Below are 18,068 nucleotides of genomic sequence, written 5' to 3'. Positions count from 1 at the left end.
TTCCCCTTAGTTATATACTCGGCGTTCACGTAATTCTAATGATTGTATTTGTGAATGGTGACACCTTTCACAACACGGTTTACCGTACCTGTTGGTGAAGGCGTATCTGGTGTATTCCCAACTTTTATAGAAGCTAGCAATGAGATAGCTTGCCCAATCATGACAAAAGGCAATGCCAGGTAAGCATCCGGGATGGATTGAGCCTTTTCAACGAACAAGAACGTGTTCCCGTCATAATTCATTTTTCCATCGACCTCTACGGCACAAATGTAGCTGGCAATATTATCACGTTGCAATTCCACTAACATATCGTGATCGTATTGCCGTGTATAAGGATGATTAGAAACAAAAACGAAGACGAGCGCCTTTTCATTGACGAATGATTTAGGGCCGTGCCGGAATCCCAACGATGAATCAAAGGCGGTGACAATTTTACCGGCAGTCAGCTCCAATATTTTTAACTGTGCTTCTCTTGCAACCCCTTCAAAGCTTCCTGAGCCAAGATAAATAATCCGGTCAAAATCACGTTCAATGATTTTTTTGATATCCTCTTCTCTGCTAAGGACACTATCTCCAATTTGGCAAATCGTTTGGACGATTTCGCCTTTTTCTTCCGCTAACAGTGAATCGAAAACGAGTAATGCCGTCAGCGTCATGCATGTGTAGCTTCCAGTCATGGCAAATCCTTGATCATTGGCTCCCTCAGGCATTAACAATAAAAGATTGTGATCATCATCTTTTGCCCGTTTCGCCAGCTCTCCCTCTTTTGCACAAGTTATGGTTAACTGATAAAAGTTCTTTACGATTTGTTCAGCTAATTCGACAGCAGCCACACTTTCGGGACTATTGCCACTTCGTGCAAAAGAAACAAGCAAGGTTGGAATTTCCGCTTTTAAGAATTCATAGGGATTGGAAACCAAAGTGGTGGTTGGGATGCTTTGCATTTCCCACTGTTTCTCATCTACTCTTCCTTTTAAATATGGCAGGACCGTATCACCAACATAAGCTGACGTTCCAGCACCCGTAAAAATGACACGAATTCGATCATGCTGTTTAGAAAGCTTTTTCAAAAACGCATGAATCTCTGCGTGCTTCTTTGTATACAATGAATAGGTTTGATCCCATAAGCCTGGCTGCTGCTTGATTTCCGTTGTGGTGATCGTTGCACCTAACGATGTTAACTTTTCATTACTTAGTGTAAACATCTTTGACACTCCTTTTTATAACCTTTCGAATACACGCCATCCCGCTCCAATGATGCCATTATCCTGCTTCAATGTGCTGATGCTCATCTGTCCTAAAAGATGCTGTTGTTCAGGGAGCTGATAGACTTTCAGCTTTTCTTTAACCAGTTCAAGAAGAAAAGGATTATTCACGATGACACTGCCGCCGAAAACCAATTTATGCGGGTCCAATATGCTGGAAATCGCATAGAGGCCTTGAGCTAAAGTGTTAGCCACCTCATCGATAACTGGCCCGAATTCCTGCTTCCCTTTTAGGTAGCTGGCAAAGACTTTTTTAGTTGAGATCGCACCTAACTTTAAACTCTTTTGAGCTAATTCCTGGATCCCCGGCCCGGATGCGACCTTTTCCAGCCGTTCATTCGCTCCATGGGAAAGGACCGGAATCAAACCCAGTTCTCCAGCAAAACCTGCGCCCCTGAAAAATGATCCTTTATGAATCACGGAACATGAAATTCCCGTACTGACCGTCACGTACACAAAGGTCTCATCATTTTTCACCTGCGCCGCTTTCCATTCTGCAAATGCCGCCATATAAACATCGTTGTCAATCGTTATTAGCTTGGTGCCAAAGCGTTCCTCTAAACTGGCGGTAATGGGAAACTGCTGCCAAGGCAAATTGTTTTGAAAAACGGCAATGCCTTTTTCCTGATCCACCTTACCTGGTACCCCAACGCCAATGCCCTCCATGTCATCCATTGAAAGATCTGATTTTTCGAGAACTTGCTCCACCGCTTCTGCGACTCTAGCAAACATATTTTCCCGATCGGAAGGATCGCTTTTTACTTCTGCGCGTTCAAGCAGCCCGCCCGTATCAGAGATAATTCCTGCTGCAATCTTCGTCCCGCCGATATCTATGCCGATTGCCCTTTTCATTTGCCCGCACCTCTAAATTTGCATTTACCCTGCAGATTCAATTTTTGAAGAAAGTAGAACCTGAAGGAAAGAGCGTTCAGGCTCCAATCAAGTTTTACTTTCGATTTTTTTACACGAATTTTCGATTGTAATCGTAAAGCAGTCCCAATAAACCCGCCAATCCAATTAACATCATGCCCAGTTCGAGTTTGCCAGCTGTCTTTTGACCGATGATGATCAACGCCAGACAAACGATAAACACAGCGATTTTAACAAATATCAATACATTAGCTCTCATTTAAAAATCCTCCCATCGGATTTCACTAGGTGCCAATGTCACTTCTTTACTGTTGCCATCTCCGTCAAAGACAACCGACGTTTGTTCCTTCATCGAATTGTTGACAATCGCCATTTTCCCAACCGATGGGTAGGCATGGACTTCACAATAAATGTTGCTGGCATGCCATTTATGGAATGCTTCTTCTTTATGGGCAGCGTAGTATAACGCCCGCATCAGCAGCCGTGTATTTTCTTCACTGTAAGGTAGCCCCGCGATATAGACGGCCCTTCCATCACCAAATGGATGGCTGGAAAGGTGGACTTCTCCATTTGAGTACTCAATAATTTCCGTATCCGCTGACAAGGCATAAATATTTTTCATTCCTTCACCAAAATCAAACTCGGTGCTGTCGGCAGAAATAAAATGCTCTCCGACAGGTGTGACAAAATATTTATCTGTCGATAAACTGAATCCTAGTTCTTTGTCAACGCCCAGGGCAGTCGCCAATTGGAAATAGTGGCCCTCATGATTACAGGCTGTCGGTTCACCAATTCCGATGAAGCCTCCTCCGTTATGAATCCAGGCTCTAATCGTCGTGACTAACTTTTCATTGCTCCAATGATTCCCTCCGGAAAAAGCCGTTCCTGCATCGCCGGCATTAATGATGACATCAATATCCTCCGGCACACCATCGTTGATGACATCGTCAAAGCTGATAAAGCTGACATCCACTGCAGACCCGCTTAATGATTCCAAAATTCCTAAATAAGAATAAATTTGTTTATACCATAAGGCGTGGGCAACCATATGCGTCTGCCAGGTTCTCAGCTTGCCCCAAGAGTTCAGTATCGCTACTTTCAATCCGCTGTAAGGTTCAATGCCTTTGATGGTGTCATGTATTTCCCGGAATTCTTCCGTCACTTTTTCAATATATGAAACAAATTCAGGGAATTTATAGGCCAAACTTAAATAGCCACCATAACCAATCCGGTCAACAGGATTTCTTAGAATGGCTCTCCGGGCTGTCAGCCAATTTTCATTCGCTTCCAGCACGGGATTATTACCTTCGTAAAATGTATCTGGGAAGAAATAAGGTAGGAATCTGCCTTCTGTATAGCGGACATGCGGGATATCGGCAATCATTCTCAGCGTGGCACCCCCACCAACACTGCCGACTACTGCATCCAATCCGATTCTGTTAAAGTACTTTCCATACGGCTCCGTACCGATCCAGTTATCGCCAAGGAACATCATCGCTTCCTTGCCGCTTTCATGGACGATGTCCACAAGCTTTTTCGCTTCTTCAGCAACAAATTTTTGCACAAAATCCATATAATCCAAAAAGGCTGGGGTCGGAACCCGGAATGACGTATTGTAATAGCCCTGATCAACAATATCTTCTGGCCTCAAGCTATAGCCTTTTTCCTGTTCAAAGGCATCCAGAGCAGCCACTGAAACACTTGCACCATAACCGAACCAATCGACAAATTTTTCTTTGCCAAGATTATTGAATACAAGAGTAAAATGATAGAAAAACGTTGTGAATCTTACGACGTCTGTATCTGGATTGTCCTTTAGCCATTGCTTTAAATAGGTCTTCATATGCTGATTGGAGTTAGCTTGTCTAACATCAAATGGAATGTCATGCGGCTTATTGCCCCAATCATTTGTAATGTGATTGTACATTTGCGTTGGATCCCAAATCGCATAAACTAAGAAGGATACTGTATATTCGTGCCATGGAATTGCATTTATAACGATGACTCTGTTCGTTTTTTCACATACTTTCCAATCTTCCGCGTCAACTACGCTTCCAGTTGTACGGTCGATAACTTCCCAGTATTTCTTAGGATCATGAAAATAGTCCGGCTGTAACTGTTCTTCAAAATAGCCTTTCATAAAATCAATTTCAAGTTTCTCTGTCAGTGCTGTATTGAACAAACTCATCAAATAAAGCTGCTGGCATTCTTCCATGTGGTTTTTTGCAAATTCGTTCTGTCCCCGGGCAACAAAGTAAGTTGTATAAATTTTTGCATCCAATTGTTTGATCTCATCATCCAACTTTGTCCCGTCACTATCACGAATCGCATCAGCACCCCAACGCTCCATCAATTCTTTAGTTTCCTTTAGAAAATTCTCTTCACTTGGCAAGGTCACGCGACCTTTTCTCTTTTCCATGAAAATCCTCCTAGTCCTTTAATCCGCCAAGGGTCATCCCCTGTGTTAATTTCTTTTGAACAATGATGTATAAAATCAAGGTTGGCAGCATGACAAGGACCATTCCCGCATACATTTGGCCGTAATTGGCCGCGGATTTTTGGGCTGCCATTAAATTCATTAGCCCGACAGTTAAAGTCTTATTTGGACCAGGAATCAAAGTCAGGGCAATGATGTATTCATTCCAAAATGCTAAAAAGTTGAATAGGATGACAGCTATGATACTTGGACGGGCCATTGGAATCATGATTGAAATCATTGTTTTAAAGTATCCGGCTCCATCAACCAAAGCCGCTTCCTCGAATGTAGATGGAAGTGATTGAAAGTAACTGGACAGCAAATAAATGGTGAACGGCAAAGCGGTCGCCGCGTAAACTAATGCTAAGACAAATAGATTGTCGAGCAGGAACCCTTCTCCAAACTGCTCCAGTAAAAAGGTATCCCCATCTAGCAGCATCAAGAAAATCGGAACAACAATGTAGTTCACGTTGATAAATAATCCAGCTTTAAACAAGGCATTCATGAAACGGCTGCCTTTAAAGGTATATCTGGCCAATACATAGGCAGCCGGCAGGGCAATCACCAGCAAAATAAGCAGCGCCAATGCCGTCACCATGACGGAGTTCAGCATGTAAGTGCCCATGTTTGCTTTTTGGAAAGCGTCTATGAAGTTCTGGAAATGGACGCCTTCGGGCAGCGTCCAAGGACTCCCATAAAACTCCGAGTTTTTCTTCAGTGAAGCCAGGAAAACCCAGCCAACCGGTATAATAATCGAGATTGCCAATGTAATAAGGGCGACGTAGATAAAAAATCGATAAGCTGTTTCTGTACTCATTCCTTTTTGTTTGTTCATCGTTCATTGACCTCCTTAATACTCCAGAACTTCCCGCTTGGTGACGAGGCTAACAACGGCAGATAAAAAGAATGAGAATAAGAAAATGACAACCCCAATGGCCATCCCATATCCATAAGAGGAATTGGTGTAAGCCTGCTTATACATGTAGCTTAAAAACACTTCCGTCGATCCGTCAGGGCCTCCACCGGTCATCGCCTGGACGAGAAGAAAACTTAAATTAATCGTACTGATAATGAAGAAAGTTAAAGTGGTTCGGATGTTATTCCATATTAAAGGCAAGGTAATACTGAAAAACTGCCTAATCCGTCCAGCCCCTTCCAAAGAAGCTGCTTCGTAATAACTTTCTGGAATACTCGCGATACTCGACATATACATGACCATGTAGTATCCAATGGCTTGCCAAACGAGGGCACCGCCGATACTATAGATGGCTATTTTCTGATTGCCGAGCCACATTTTTTGAAGATTCTCCAGGTTAAACAAACCAAGTAAATTATTCAGTAAACCTGTGGTAGGATCATATACCGCCGAAAAAATCCCGGCGATGACTACAATGGATAAGATATTGGGGATATAGAAAATGATTCGGAAAAAGCTGTTGCCTTTGATCTTTTCTCTTGTCAGCATAAAGGCAAACAGGATTGCCATCACCATGGTGATAAGAGTGACGATAACAATCAGTACAATACTGTTTTGGAGGGATCGAAAGAAGTTCAAATCATTCCATAATATCTTGAAGTTATCGAACCCTACAAAAACCTTTTCATTCGAAAATCCACCCCACTTGTATAAGGACATCCTGAATACCTCAGCCGTAGGAAGAAGCATAAAAATGGTTAACAAGATCAGTGCGGGCGCTGTACAAACAAATACAAATAGCCTTTTCTCTGCTGCTTTATTCATTGCTATCACCTCAACTAATAAATATAACGGTGAGAAAAGTTACTCACCGTTATAATTAATGGAAACTATAAGACTAGTTTATTTTGATGCTGCTCGTAATTGATCGCTTACTTTTTCAACGGATGTTTGCCATTCTTTCACTGTTTTATCGCCAGAAACAATACTGTTAATTGTTCCAAACAATGTATCTGCCATGTTGACACCCTCGACGGCATCTGTAGCAGCAAAGCCGCCCATGCCTGCTTTGGCACCATTATCATAGATGCTGTAGAATAATTTATTGTCGCCTGACAGCTCGCTGGAAATCCCTTCTACCGGCTGAATAGCTCCAGCTTTAGCAAAGATATCTGCTGCTTTATCAGAGTAAACAAATGTTAAGAAATCTTTTGCTGCGTCTTTGTTTTTCGATTGTGCCGGAATCCACATTTGTTCAAAGAAAGTGAATGCGTATTGATCACCGCCATCTTTAATAGCTGGCAGCGCTGTCATTCCCCACTCATAGCCATCAGCCCTTGGCGCATCTTTCATTTCGCCAACAACCCATGTACCATTCGGCATAAAGAGTGCTTTGTTGTCCAGGATCAATTGCTGATTTTTTGTAAAGTCTTTATCGTTTGCATTTGCAACAGTAGTTGGAGCAGTGTATTTCGCTAATTTCTCAACAATCTCAAATGCTTTTGTTGCTTCAGGAGTTTCCCAAATACCATCTTCATATGTCATTGCTTTATTGTAGAAGTCAGGTCCGCCTACTTCTAATAATAAAGAATAGAAGAATGCATCGAAGTAGCCTGTTGTAGGATATGTAAATAATGAGATCCCTTCTGCTTTTGCTTTATCGCCCAATGCCCACATTTCATCCCAGGTCTTCGGTACTTCCCAGCCTTTTTCTTTCATTAGTCCGGTGTTATAGAATAATCCGGTTGGGCTGTAGAACATCGGTGCCATATATGTTTTGCCGTCATTATAAGGATTAGTGGCGAGAGTTTCTGTGAACCCTGGTACTAACTTATCTTTGACTTTGACATCTTCCCCATAAACTTTCATATCGAAAACATCAGTAATATCTTCTAATGCTTTGTCCTTGATCAATGTTTCAGTCAGTGCTAATTTCCTTCCAGTAGCCAATAAAACTACATCCGGATACTTGCCTGCTTTCATATTTGGACTGATTACTTCCTCGAGGTTTTTGTCGACTGTCAATTCGACATCAACCTTCGGGTTTGCTTTTTCATAAGAGTCAATTACCTTGTTCCACATATCTTTGCCGTATGCTGATTCGAGTGCGGCAACATGAACGGTTTGTTTATCGCCGGATGATTTGCTGCCATTCGCACTGTCCGCTTTATCGCCGCAACCGGTCAAACCAAAGGCTAACAGCGTTGACATTCCTGCCAACAGGACTTTCTTTTTCATTTTGACCTCACCTCTTTCTCTTTATAGTTAAAGTATACGAATGTAAAAACGCTTTCACAATAAACATCTTGTTCTGTTTTTTAGGTTTCTTGCCTTCTATTGCAAAATCTCAATAAAAAACTATACTAAAAATAAGAGCTATTAAGTAGGAGGAAATTCTTTGTCTAACGAGATCTATGAAATCCCGCAATCTCATCGAGGTCATCTTCCAGTAAAACTTCTCTATGTTACAAAATCAAAATATGATAAAGATTGGCACAGCACCAATCATACTCATCACTTCACGGAGTTGCTGTACATTACCAAAGGAAAAGGGACTTTCATCTTTTCCAATGAAGAAGTTCCCGTCAAAGAACACGACTTGATTTTCATCAATCCAAATGTTGAGCATACTGAAAAATCGAGTGCTGATCACCCCCTCGAATACATAGCCCTCGGGATACAAGGTCTCGCTTTTTTAGCCCCCGATAATCCTGGACAGGTCACTTTTTACAATTACAAACAGGAGAAAGATGTCTACCTCTTTTACCTTTTGCAATTGTTTGAAGAAGTGGAGTGCCAAAAGGAAGACTACGAGTTAATGATCCAAAACATTTTAGAAATCCTATTGCTTAAAATGCTTAGAAAGAAACATATCAGGCTGAAAAAAACAACACCTCAAAAAATAAGCAAGGACATTGCGTTTATTAAAAACTACATAAGGCAGCACTTTCGGGAAAACATCAATCTGGATACACTTGCGGAAGCCAGTCATATCAATAAGTACTATCTGGCGCATTCCTTTAAAAAATTAGTCGGTGTTTCACCGATTGAGTACTTGATTCAAACACGCATCAGAGAAAGCAAAATCCTGTTGGAAACAACCAATTATCCAATCTCGAATATCTCAAATATTACGGGCTTCTCTTCCCAATCATTCTTTGCCCAGTCTTTCAAGCGGGAAACGAACTTATCCCCCTCACAATACCGAAAAGGGATAAAATCAAACAAAAGCAAAAAGATAAACCAACCAGAGTACGAATAAGTTGCTAAAAGCAACGGTTGACTCATTAGCTGTTTGTTTATAGATACAGGAGTGCCAAGGGCCCACAGACTTGTCATTCAGACCATATGCCGGCACAACAGGTTTTAAAAAGGGAGAGGGGAAACCAAACGGCTGGTTTCTCCTCTCCCTTTATTAAATTAATTCTCTTTGTTGATCCTAAAGGCCCGTAATCATCCTAAAGCGGCCTTTAACTTCTTTATGGGTATTACCGGTTATTTTTTTCTATGTAAGCAAACCTAATCCAATATTTCAATCTTTACAATTCAACAGAAGCGCCACTATAGTTTAACAAGGCTTTATGATCAAGTTTTTTGTATATGCTCTTTTATTATTCTACTACTCCGGAATATCAATCACTTAATATCCTTATTACGCTCTAATTGTTTTTGAATTCCTGACCTATCAATCTGAATCCAATACTCTGAAATTTTTTCATCTTCTATTCTATACACCGCACTTGCCATTTGAATCACCGGGAGTCCTGTAGGTTGGTATCCATCGATTTCCCCTACGTGTGTACCTACTTGTTTCCAACGTACATATACTTTATTTTCTTGTACTAAAAATTCTTGAATTTCCAAAGAAAAATCACCATATGCTTCAATCATTTCTCTTACGTGTTCTGCATAATCTTCAGGCGTTCTGAAAACTGTCTGTTCTTTTTCTGATACAATTTGATGAGCCAATACTTGTTCTGCCATTAATTGATTTGAATAGTCAGGATTCTTACCTGAACGTACTTCTTCAAAAAACTTTCTAACAATTTGTTCTGGCGTCATTTTGAAACCCCCTTATTAATAAAATCTAATACTAATCGTTTCACAGCTCATTCTAAAGGCCCTCATATTTCCATAAGCCAATCCACCTAGAACCCTTTGATTCATACTTATTTTTTGGAACAGCCTATCCCCCGTGCCGTCGGTTTTAGTATATAGCACATTCATTCTACATTGCCATCCCCTTCTTTCCAGAGGACAGAGTCAAGTCTCTATTTCTCTGCTTTTATGATCGCGGAAACAATGTATTCTTTCACTTTATGCTCCGGGGTCCATTCTTTAAGAACTCTTTCGACTCATCCTTAGGAATGATCGAGATATTCTTAAAAACCCGCTTCTTCAATAAATCCTACTAAGTCCCCAATGGTGGAAGCTCCTGATATACACCCTGAATATAATTGAATATCCGATTGCAGCTCTACCGGTAGACTGGCTGTCATGACAATGTAAGAAATCGCCAAACGCCTGCCACCTTTTAATACACGATAAGCTTCCTGAAACAATCTCCTTTTGTTTGGCGATAAATTGATGACGCAGCTTGAAATGATGACATTAACAGAACTGTCGGCAACCGGTAAATTCTCAATCTCCCCCAAACGGAATTCTACATTGCTGAAATGATTTTTCTCAGCATTGTTCCTTGCTTTACTTATCGCTTCAGGTGTCATATCAACCCCAATAACCACTCCCTTGGCTCCAACTTTGGGTGAAGCTAAAAAACAATCAAAGCCCCCGCCTCTTCCGAGATCCAGGACTGTTTCACTCTTTCAAATCCGCGATCGCTTGAGGGTTTCCGCAGCCTAGTTCCATATTCGCCCCGTTTGGAATGCTCTCAAGTTCTTCGGGAGAGTAACCCATTTTTCGAGAAATTTCTTCAATGGAAATGCTTTGGTCTACTTCTGGTGTACAGCAGCTTGGTGCACAGCAGCCTTATTTGGAACCACTTTAATGCAACCTTTTTATAATTCTCACAGACATTATTTCGAATTTGGTCATTTTTCACTTCACTCATAATAAACATTCCACCTTTTTTTAAAATAGTTTTGTTCTTACCTTCCCGTCTCCTCGTTACTATTCGCATGGAGAAGTGCAACAAACAGATGTATGAAAAAATCCTCTCATTTAACAGCTTTAATGAGCCTTCCTTCTGCTTATACACCAGGCTCATTATTTTTGATTGTTATCCCCAAAAAATCGACTTATTTAACAAAATAAAAAAGGCTCCAAAAGGACATTTTCACTGACCTTTTGGAGACCCTCGTTTACCTCAATTGCATGGTCGTTATACACGTGTTATCACCTTCAATAGTAGAAAGCTCCGCCTCCACCATTTTCCCGCCATACTCGATTTTTGTTCGGTACGTTTTATCCCTTGGTAGCCACAAATCGATAAATCCGTTGGATTGGGATTTCAGCGTTTTATCCAGAATTACTTTGCCTTCACTGTCTTCGATGTATACATCAAACTCTTCATTCTCCATCTCTCCTTGACAACCTGTCAAGCTGTGGTTAGTTCAAGGATGTGTTTCATTGACATAAGGCGCAATGGAAACAAAAAATTCGTCTTTTGGCAAGTCATATTCATGTTTGTTTCCATCGCTATCCTTAACAAGAAGCTGTTCTGATGTGATGGAGGCAGACTCTGCTTTTTTATTGCCTGAGCTGTAATCCTGCACCAATTCTTTAACATTCTTCGTGTCATGATCTTTTGAAGCGTTATCCTCGTTTGTACTTCCTCCGCCACAAGCGGCCAACGTTACTGCAGTCAACAAAGTAACTGCAAGACCCCTCAATTTCAACTGGCATTCACCACCTTTTCTTACTCAATTTAACTGCTAACAATTGTAGATTCAAACAAATAATATCATTAAAGTTTGCAGAAATTATGGATTTGTACTAAATTATGATTTCTTTCCAGCCCCCCCTCATTCTCTGGCATGCTGTCCACTTGGAGTTAAACAAAAGAGACTTGGAAGTTAAGCAATTCTTTTCACTGAAAATAGACACTACCCACTCTTCAATAGTTATGGCACTGTTTTTTGAATCATTTGAGAAAGCCTTTATGCTAAGATGTATAGCCACCTAAGGGTTATTATTGAGTTTATCTTTGATTTCGGCAACTTCTTGTAAGGGAAGATTTAACTCTTTAGCAATTTCATCAGGATACATAAAATGCACTCCTTTACTTTTTAATCTCACATCATCAAATTCTTTAGTCATTTACCTATCAACTTGTACTCTCATAGATGTGTACTTATCTATAAATTAGTTATTTCTTGGTAACACTCCTTGCAGACCTTACAAAATTGTTAGCTCTTTCATGGTTCTATCAACAATACGCATTTTTTCACTTTGAATTCCCTTAGCATTACTATACAGAACATTTTCTTAACCTTTATTCGTGTCATATCGGTATTGACCTGCATATGGTACACAAAGTAATTGCCAAATGTTTATAGGGGGGAGTTATTTGTACAGGCAATTTCAAGAACAAACATATGGTAACTATACTTATTCTGGAAACGCAGCGCTGCTTGACCTGAAGCAAGGTGACGTTACAGGTGACGGTATAATTGATTACGTCTATTTATACGGAAGAAAAAACGTTGAAACCGAAATCTTCGCAGATCATATCACTTGTAATTCAAGATGGGCGTTCTAACCAGATTTCAACAATTAATCTTCAAAAGATTGCAGGATACAATGCTAAGCACTTCCTTGGGGATTTTTCTAAGATAACATATTGGATATTTTAGTAAGTATTGAATTGGGAGGAAGCGGGGGTTACAGTACTTTCTATATTTACTCCTTCAGAAATAATATTCCACGCCAATTGTTTGATTTCGAAAAATATAATAATAGCTATACATTCAAAGTCAATTATGAAGATCTTTATAAAGTAAGTGTAGGAAGTCCACTACTAGACCTGCTTTTCACCCATGACTTAGCTTCACAGGCTATGATTATCTATCACAGCTTTACCATGAAAATGGCAAATTAATACAACCAGTTCAAGGCGAGGTTCTTTCTGCTGGTGCTTAAAGTCCAATTGTTACTAATCAAAAAAGCATGAGTTTTGATTTACTTGTTATTCAACGGATTATTGGCATTTCTAATTCAGATACATTAGGATATGTTGAAAACCTTTTAACATGGAATGGCACTCAATTTATATCCACAAGATTGGCAACAGCGACACTTGGAACAAAGTTAATTAGTCTCTACTAATGTCGAAATAAAAGATTGCTTTATAGTTTAATGTACTATCTTTTTAAAGCAATGGAGGTATTGTATGACAAATTTTTATTCTTTTCACGGGACTGTCACTTTGATTAGTGATTTTTTTACAGGTCAAACTGGTAAAGGAGAAGGCTGCTATAAATTAATATCTGTAGAAAACGGATTGGGAGCATTAGTAAATTTCGTGGTGTCACCCACAACTTACTTTGTAGACCATGTAATGGTGGCAGTAGGAGATCGCGTGACTGGATATTATGACGGGAATGCACCTGCTCTACTTATTTACCCTCCACAATATCAAGCACTTGTCATGGTAAAAGATAGCCCATATCAGAATGTAAAAGTAGATAATTTTAATAGTGAGTTGGAGAGTAGTGATGGACGTTTACGATTAAATATTTCTCCATATACTCAAATAGTATTAACAAATGGGCAACTCTTTTCAAGATACCCAGCGAACCGAGATCTAATTGTTATCTATGGACCTGCCACGAAAAGTATCCCCGCGCAAACCACACCCTATAGAATAATAGTTTTGTGTTAGGGGCTATTATAGAAAATTTCCGTTTGGAATAAAAATTGGTATATAAAAACACAAAAAACTCATTAGTTTTGAAGTGACCCCATAAAGTTAGACACGGTTATTTCATTAGGCAGCGTCTAGGGCTTGAACCCGGTACTGTACCGGGGCTCATGCCTTTTAATTTTTCCTTAATCCGTTTGTGGTTATAGTATTCTATATATTTCCAGTTCATGTTTAAAGTATGCGCATCAGTCATTTAAGACCCAGTTCCTTCATGATAAGCTGCACTTTTTTATGGTTTACCTTAAGCCCACGATTTCTAAGTTCATCGCGAATACGGCGGTAGCCAAAACGGCCTTCATGTTCATCATAAATGGATTAAATCAATTCGTTCAGCTTTGCATCTGGATCCGGCATACCCGTGTTTTTCACCCCATAATAATACGTACTTCGCGGATTTCAGCGAGTTGTAGAAGTGCTTTCACCGGAAATTCATGCCTTAATTCATAGACTACTTGGGCTTTGTCTTGTTTGGTGATTTTTTTCCTTGTTTTGAACTAAGTCATTCAACTTTTTCAAATACACGTTCTCCATGCGCAAATGCTCTACTTCAGCCTGAAATGCTTCTACAGATCCTTCAACAAGTGTTGTTTTCTTCGAGTCTTTTTTCATGATTGCACGCCCCTTTTTTTTGTTTTTTAGGGCGTCTACTCCTTCTGATTCGAATTGAGTTTTCCACTTTAGAATGTACAATGTTTTACAATCGTCGTCTTTATTTCATTTTGATTAATCAGTTACACTAGCCTTCACTTTATTAAAAGAGTCATTTACTGGCTTCTTCCAGAACAATGTTAAAACTATTCCTAGAGTTAGTATTACAGTCGCAAAATAATAAGGGTAGTTAATATCTATATCAAATAATATACCCCCTAGTATTGGTCCACTAATGTTCGCTAAACTTGTAAACATAGAGTTCATTCCACCAACAAAACCTTGTTCATTCCCGGCGATATTCGAAAGATATGAAGTAACAGCCGGTCGAAATAAATCGAATCCTACAAAAACAATAAATGTAACAAGTAAAATTGAGAAATATGAATGAGCAACGGTCATTAAAAAGACAAGTAATGCTGATAATATTAAGCTGTATCGGATCAGTTTAATTTCACCCCAAATTCGTGTTAGCCTTTCAAATAGTATGACTTGTGACACTGCACCAAAAATTGCACCAACTGTGATAACAATGGCTATATCAGATGTTTTAAATTGAAATTTGTGGTCCACAAATAGACTAAAGAACGATTCAAAAGCAGCTAAACCAAATGAGGTAATAAAAACTAAAATAAACGCAACGAAATATTTTGGTGCAATAATACGTTTGAATCCAATCTTACCTTCTAAGGCTTGTTCATTATTTTCTTCTGTACGATTTGGCTCAGATAATAGAATAATAGAAAGAATAGCAGCAATTGTACCAAGTGCACCTGCAAAGAAGAATGGTATACGTGTTCCAAATTCCGCTAAAAATCCACCGATACCTGGTCCAATTATAAATCCTGTACTAATTGCAGCTGACATATAACCGAGTGCTTTAGGGCGAGTATCCAAATTTGTAATATCAGCAATAAAAGCTGTAACAGCTGGCATAATGAATGCAGCACTAATTCCACCTAAAATGCGAGAAATAAATAACATTTCGATTTCTTTGCTGATCCCGAATAAAAATTCTGAGATACCGAAAATAAATAAGCCAATTACAATCATAACTTTCCTACCCAATTTATCTACTGCTTTCCCTGCAAATGGTGAAACAATCAATTGAGCAAATGCAAACGCTGCTGTTAAATAACCAACTGTTGTTCCAGTTATGCCTAATTCATTCATCAACGTAGGTAAGACTGGAATTACCAGACCAATTCCCAAAAAGGCAATGAATAAATTCATTAATAATAATCCTAAGGTGACTTTATGAGTCTTCATCTTCTACATCCTCCTTAACAAAACTAATTACTGCAAACTAACTTGTTTTGTTTTTTTGTTTTACAAATTTTTATCCTAGTGTATATAGTAACTATATAGTCAAGGGGGTGCTGTAAAAAATGAACAATAAAAATGGAAAATATTTAACTACAGGTGAATTTGCAAAGCTTTGCAAAGTAAACAAACAGACACTTTTTTATTACGATCAAATTGGACTTTTGTCTCCAATATTGAAAGATGAAAAAGGATACAGATTTTATTCAATTCGCCAATTAGAGCTATTCATTGTTATTGGTTTATTAAAGGATTTTGGTATGTCGTTAAACGACATACAACAATACATGCAAAATAAATCGCCTGAAAGTTTTTTGACTTTAATGTATCAAAAAAAAGAAGAAATTGTGAAAAAACGTCAAGAAATTGAAACGAAGGAAAAAATTATTGAGGCAAAAATAGAGTTAATGGAAGAAGCGTCACGACTTGATTTTCATCAAGTACGGCTTGAACGATTACCAGAAGCAAAACTTTATTTAAGTAGAAATATTGAAAATATATCTGATGATGAATTTGTAGAAGTCGTTTCAGATTTTGTTGATGAATTGTACGTATCACAGCTTGATACAGGATATCCAATAGGTGGTATAACGAAACGGGAGCAAGTATTAAAGGGAGAATTCACTAATTATAGCTATTTATATATTGAGCAACCAAATCCAAAGGAAGGATATCCGTATTTTCAAACTGTTAAGGGATATTTTCTCATTGGATATCATATCGGCGATGAGCAAACAATACATAAAACATATAAGCGACTTTTTTCAGAGATGGAACGGTTAAATTTAGCCTTAGGAGATTATGTTTTCGAAGAGTATATTTATAATACAATTGTAAAGAACCATAAGGAACATTACGTCACCAAAATTATGATACATGTTGATCAAATAGAGAGCTAATTGTAGCTAAAAATAAATTCTAAGGTACAAATAGTACAACAAATCCCAAAAATACTACCAAACCAAGAAATAAAGCACTAACCTTTACCCAACCGCTGTCCTTAAACAAATTAAAAATTATTACCGTTTTGACAACAAACAAGCCTTTTGATATATCTTATTGGAAGTACCATTTTATCGAGTGCTTTAAGTATTGCAATTTTCGTGTTGACAATTTTTCATCATTTCACCACCCAGAAAAAAATTGATGAACTAAAGAAGGTTTAGAACGCTCTAGAAATAATTTGTTCATTTTAATTAAGTTGCCTTTCTACTTTAGATAATTTCATTCACTAACTCATCATCCATCATATTACTCCTGTAAAATAAAAATAGCGCCAACTTCTAATTAATAGAAATCGGCACTTCGTTTATTCGCTATACGTTTAGCGTGACACTTTTGGCGGTTGGCACACGTCACATTTACGTTGGCTATTATTTTTAAATTTCGTAAATGTTTTTTCAAAGTTGCTACCACATGCACATTTAAATAGTAACTTCTGAGAAAAACCGTGATATTCCGTCGTTAGCAACTTACTTTCCGAATTGTTCTCAACAAATTCTTTAATTTTACCGATCGTCCATCGTTTATTCATTCTCTTACACCTCCATATTTAATCGCTAGGCGAAGGCTTTTCTTGGCATCCGTTCAATTATGAGCAAAAGTCGTAATTATCCTAAGTTCCTCATTATAACATGAGCTGGCACACAATTAAACAGATCGTTATTTTGAACGCTTGATTAAATTAACAATGTTAGACTTGATATGAGAAAAAATAAAAAGGGGAGCGTCAATAACTTTGTGTAAATGACGAAATTCCTTTTCTTGTAATCCGTCATTAATCAGCGGTTTTGAACATGGCGGCGAGCTCTGCCCGGGCCTGATCGAAACCGATATGGCACCGCACGGCGAAGCGCTGGTTGTATTCTTCGAATTGTGAAACAAGAAACCGCTCTGCTAAACGATTTTATTATAGTGTTGTCTTTTTATTCTTCAGCCAGAGGGCAGGTTAACACAACAAAGAGCCATTTAAAGTTTTTTTGATTTCGTTTAAGGTGCAGTTCGGAGAAATTCATCTATAAATTCCATAATTAGAGTGTAAACAATAAGACTGATAGGCAATAAATTTACAATTAAAGCAAAAATTCTTTTAGCTAAATTTTCTTTGCTGAACATTGAAATGATGCTAAAAGGAATACTAATCAAGGAAATGAGAAATGCGAGTAATGCAAACACTCCTATGATAGAATCCACGCTCTCGTTTGAAGTTCTTGATAATATGTATACAGAAATTGGTAAAACAATAATCGTAGCCATTGCTATAAAGAACGAGATTTTAGTGAATATCTTCAGACCTTTCCTTTCCAAAAAATTCACCTCTCTTTAGATAATTAAAACAATAGGATTAGTTACCTCTCGTTAGCACAATAAGGAATTCAACAAAAAAGGCGTTAATCCTTCTTGGATCAACGCACCCGTTACTTCAATAAGAACCCTTCTATGACAACAAAAAAGGCAAATAAAGAAGCAATAATACTCATATACCCCCAAAATCCTTTTCTGTCTTGTTTAAGTTCAACTAATCCTGTCACCAACATAAGTGCCCCTAAGAAAAAAATCATATATGAAGATAGCTCAAAATTTTTAGTAATTAAACCATAACCTGATAAAGTAAGAACAGTTATCGAAAAAATGATTCTTAATATTTTTAACAAAGTATCCCTCCATTTCTTCCATATTCGCACC

Annotated in this window: 19 protein-coding genes and 2 pseudogenes; 5 read left to right on the top strand and 16 right to left on the bottom strand. The window is 38.5% G+C overall.

Annotated features, from left to right (window positions below; all coding sequences use genetic code 11):
• Positions 1-35 precede the first annotated feature (35 nt).
• The 7 genes from D1970_RS11245 to D1970_RS11220 form a co-directional block, all read right to left on the bottom strand.
• The gene (locus D1970_RS11245) at positions 36-1,205 is read right to left on the bottom strand and encodes an SIS domain-containing protein (protein WP_119112964.1); all 1,170 of its coding nucleotides are present in this window, start codon (positions 1,203-1,205) and stop codon (positions 36-38) included.
• Between the two features lie 15 nt (positions 1,206-1,220).
• Positions 1,221-2,117 (bottom strand): ROK family protein, encoded by an 897-nt coding sequence (locus D1970_RS11240; RefSeq protein WP_119112963.1) that lies wholly within the window; start codon positions 2,115-2,117, stop codon positions 1,221-1,223.
• 109 nt (positions 2,118-2,226) lie between these two features.
• Entirely contained in the window at positions 2,227-2,394 is a 168-nt protein-coding gene (locus D1970_RS22405) for a DUF6903 family protein (protein ID WP_181213357.1), read from the bottom strand.
• A complete protein-coding gene (gene gnpA / locus D1970_RS11235; protein WP_119112962.1) occupies positions 2,395-4,554 on the bottom strand; it encodes a 1,3-beta-galactosyl-N-acetylhexosamine phosphorylase in 2,160 nt (719 codons plus the stop codon).
• Between the two features lie 10 nt (positions 4,555-4,564).
• Entirely contained in the window at positions 4,565-5,446 is an 882-nt protein-coding gene (locus tag D1970_RS11230) for a carbohydrate ABC transporter permease (protein WP_119112961.1), read from the bottom strand.
• A gap of 15 nt (positions 5,447-5,461) precedes the next feature.
• Positions 5,462-6,352, bottom strand: coding sequence for a carbohydrate ABC transporter permease (locus D1970_RS11225; protein WP_119112960.1), 891 nt, complete (start codon positions 6,350-6,352; stop codon positions 5,462-5,464).
• A gap of 78 nt (positions 6,353-6,430) precedes the next feature.
• A complete protein-coding gene (locus D1970_RS11220; RefSeq protein WP_119112959.1) occupies positions 6,431-7,765 on the bottom strand; it encodes a carbohydrate ABC transporter substrate-binding protein in 1,335 nt (444 codons plus the stop codon).
• A 160-nt stretch (positions 7,766-7,925) separates the two neighbouring features.
• On the opposite strand from D1970_RS11220, the gene D1970_RS11215 reads away from it, so the two are divergent.
• Positions 7,926-8,789, top strand: coding sequence for an AraC family transcriptional regulator (locus D1970_RS11215; RefSeq protein ID WP_119112958.1), 864 nt, complete (start codon positions 7,926-7,928; stop codon positions 8,787-8,789).
• A 374-nt stretch (positions 8,790-9,163) separates the two neighbouring features.
• Here the strand turns inward: D1970_RS11215 and D1970_RS11210 are convergent, their stop codons facing one another.
• From D1970_RS11210 to D1970_RS22395, 4 genes and pseudogenes are all read right to left on the bottom strand, one after another.
• Entirely contained in the window at positions 9,164-9,589 is a 426-nt protein-coding gene (locus tag D1970_RS11210) for an ester cyclase (RefSeq protein ID WP_119112957.1), read from the bottom strand.
• A gap of 209 nt (positions 9,590-9,798) precedes the next feature.
• A pseudogene (gene arsM / locus D1970_RS23410) lies at positions 9,799-10,598 on the bottom strand (arsenite methyltransferase).
• Positions 10,599-10,848: 250 nt separating this feature from the next.
• Positions 10,849-11,385, bottom strand: coding sequence for a CueP family metal-binding protein (locus tag D1970_RS22400; RefSeq protein WP_181213356.1), 537 nt, complete (start codon positions 11,383-11,385; stop codon positions 10,849-10,851).
• Positions 11,386-11,668: 283 nt separating this feature from the next.
• Positions 11,669-11,806 carry a hypothetical protein gene (locus D1970_RS22395; RefSeq protein WP_181213355.1) on the bottom strand — a complete coding sequence of 46 codons (138 nt, stop codon included), beginning with the start codon at positions 11,804-11,806 and terminating at the stop codon, positions 11,669-11,671.
• Positions 11,807-12,056: 250 nt separating this feature from the next.
• Between D1970_RS22395 and D1970_RS23010 the strand changes: the two genes are divergently transcribed.
• The 3 genes from D1970_RS23010 to D1970_RS11185 all read left to right on the top strand — a co-directional run bounded on the left by D1970_RS23010 (position 12,057) and on the right by D1970_RS11185 (position 13,370).
• On the top strand, positions 12,057-12,248 hold the full coding sequence (locus tag D1970_RS23010; protein ID WP_246370195.1) for a hypothetical protein: 192 nt from the start codon (positions 12,057-12,059) through the stop codon (positions 12,246-12,248).
• A gap of 407 nt (positions 12,249-12,655) precedes the next feature.
• Positions 12,656-12,814 (top strand): YybI family spore inner coat protein, encoded by a 159-nt coding sequence (locus D1970_RS23600; RefSeq protein WP_498071987.1) that lies wholly within the window; start codon positions 12,656-12,658, stop codon positions 12,812-12,814.
• A gap of 64 nt (positions 12,815-12,878) precedes the next feature.
• Positions 12,879-13,370 (top strand): hypothetical protein, encoded by a 492-nt coding sequence (locus tag D1970_RS11185; protein WP_119112954.1) that lies wholly within the window; start codon positions 12,879-12,881, stop codon positions 13,368-13,370.
• A 97-nt stretch (positions 13,371-13,467) separates the two neighbouring features.
• Here D1970_RS11185 and D1970_RS23405 read toward each other — a convergent pair whose 3' ends face one another.
• From D1970_RS23405 to norA, 3 genes and pseudogenes are all read right to left on the bottom strand, one after another.
• Positions 13,468-13,581: an IS3 family transposase gene (locus tag D1970_RS23405; RefSeq protein ID WP_374978552.1), complete on the bottom strand. Its 114-nt coding sequence runs from the start codon at positions 13,579-13,581 to the stop codon at positions 13,468-13,470.
• A gap of 23 nt (positions 13,582-13,604) precedes the next feature.
• Positions 13,605-14,087, bottom strand: a pseudogene (locus D1970_RS23005) (IS3 family transposase); the annotation flags it as partial.
• A 48-nt stretch (positions 14,088-14,135) separates the two neighbouring features.
• Positions 14,136-15,329: a multidrug efflux MFS transporter NorA gene (norA, locus tag D1970_RS11165; protein WP_119112952.1), complete on the bottom strand. Its 1,194-nt coding sequence runs from the start codon at positions 15,327-15,329 to the stop codon at positions 14,136-14,138.
• 119 nt (positions 15,330-15,448) lie between these two features.
• Here norA and D1970_RS11160 point away from each other — a divergent pair, with 119 nt between their 5' ends.
• Positions 15,449-16,282: a MerR family transcriptional regulator gene (locus D1970_RS11160; RefSeq protein ID WP_119112951.1), complete on the top strand. Its 834-nt coding sequence runs from the start codon at positions 15,449-15,451 to the stop codon at positions 16,280-16,282.
• A 425-nt stretch (positions 16,283-16,707) separates the two neighbouring features.
• On the opposite strand, the gene D1970_RS11155 is transcribed toward D1970_RS11160, so the two are convergent.
• Together D1970_RS11155 and D1970_RS11145 are read right to left on the bottom strand one after the other, a co-directional pair.
• Positions 16,708-16,917 carry a hypothetical protein gene (locus D1970_RS11155; RefSeq protein ID WP_119112950.1) on the bottom strand — a complete coding sequence of 70 codons (210 nt, stop codon included), beginning with the start codon at positions 16,915-16,917 and terminating at the stop codon, positions 16,708-16,710.
• Between the two features lie 883 nt (positions 16,918-17,800).
• Complete coding sequence (locus D1970_RS11145; RefSeq protein WP_119112948.1) at positions 17,801-18,037, bottom strand: DUF3953 domain-containing protein; 237 nt, start codon at positions 18,035-18,037, stop codon at positions 17,801-17,803.
• Positions 18,038-18,068 lie beyond the last annotated feature (31 nt).

It is taken from the genome of Mesobacillus zeae (assembly GCF_003570705.1).
In the GTDB taxonomy this organism is placed as follows: Bacteria; Bacillota; Bacilli; order Bacillales; family Cytobacillaceae; genus Mesobacillus_C; species Mesobacillus_C zeae.
Note: the sequence above shows the minus strand (reverse complement) of the source record. Positions and strands in the feature narration are given on the sequence as shown.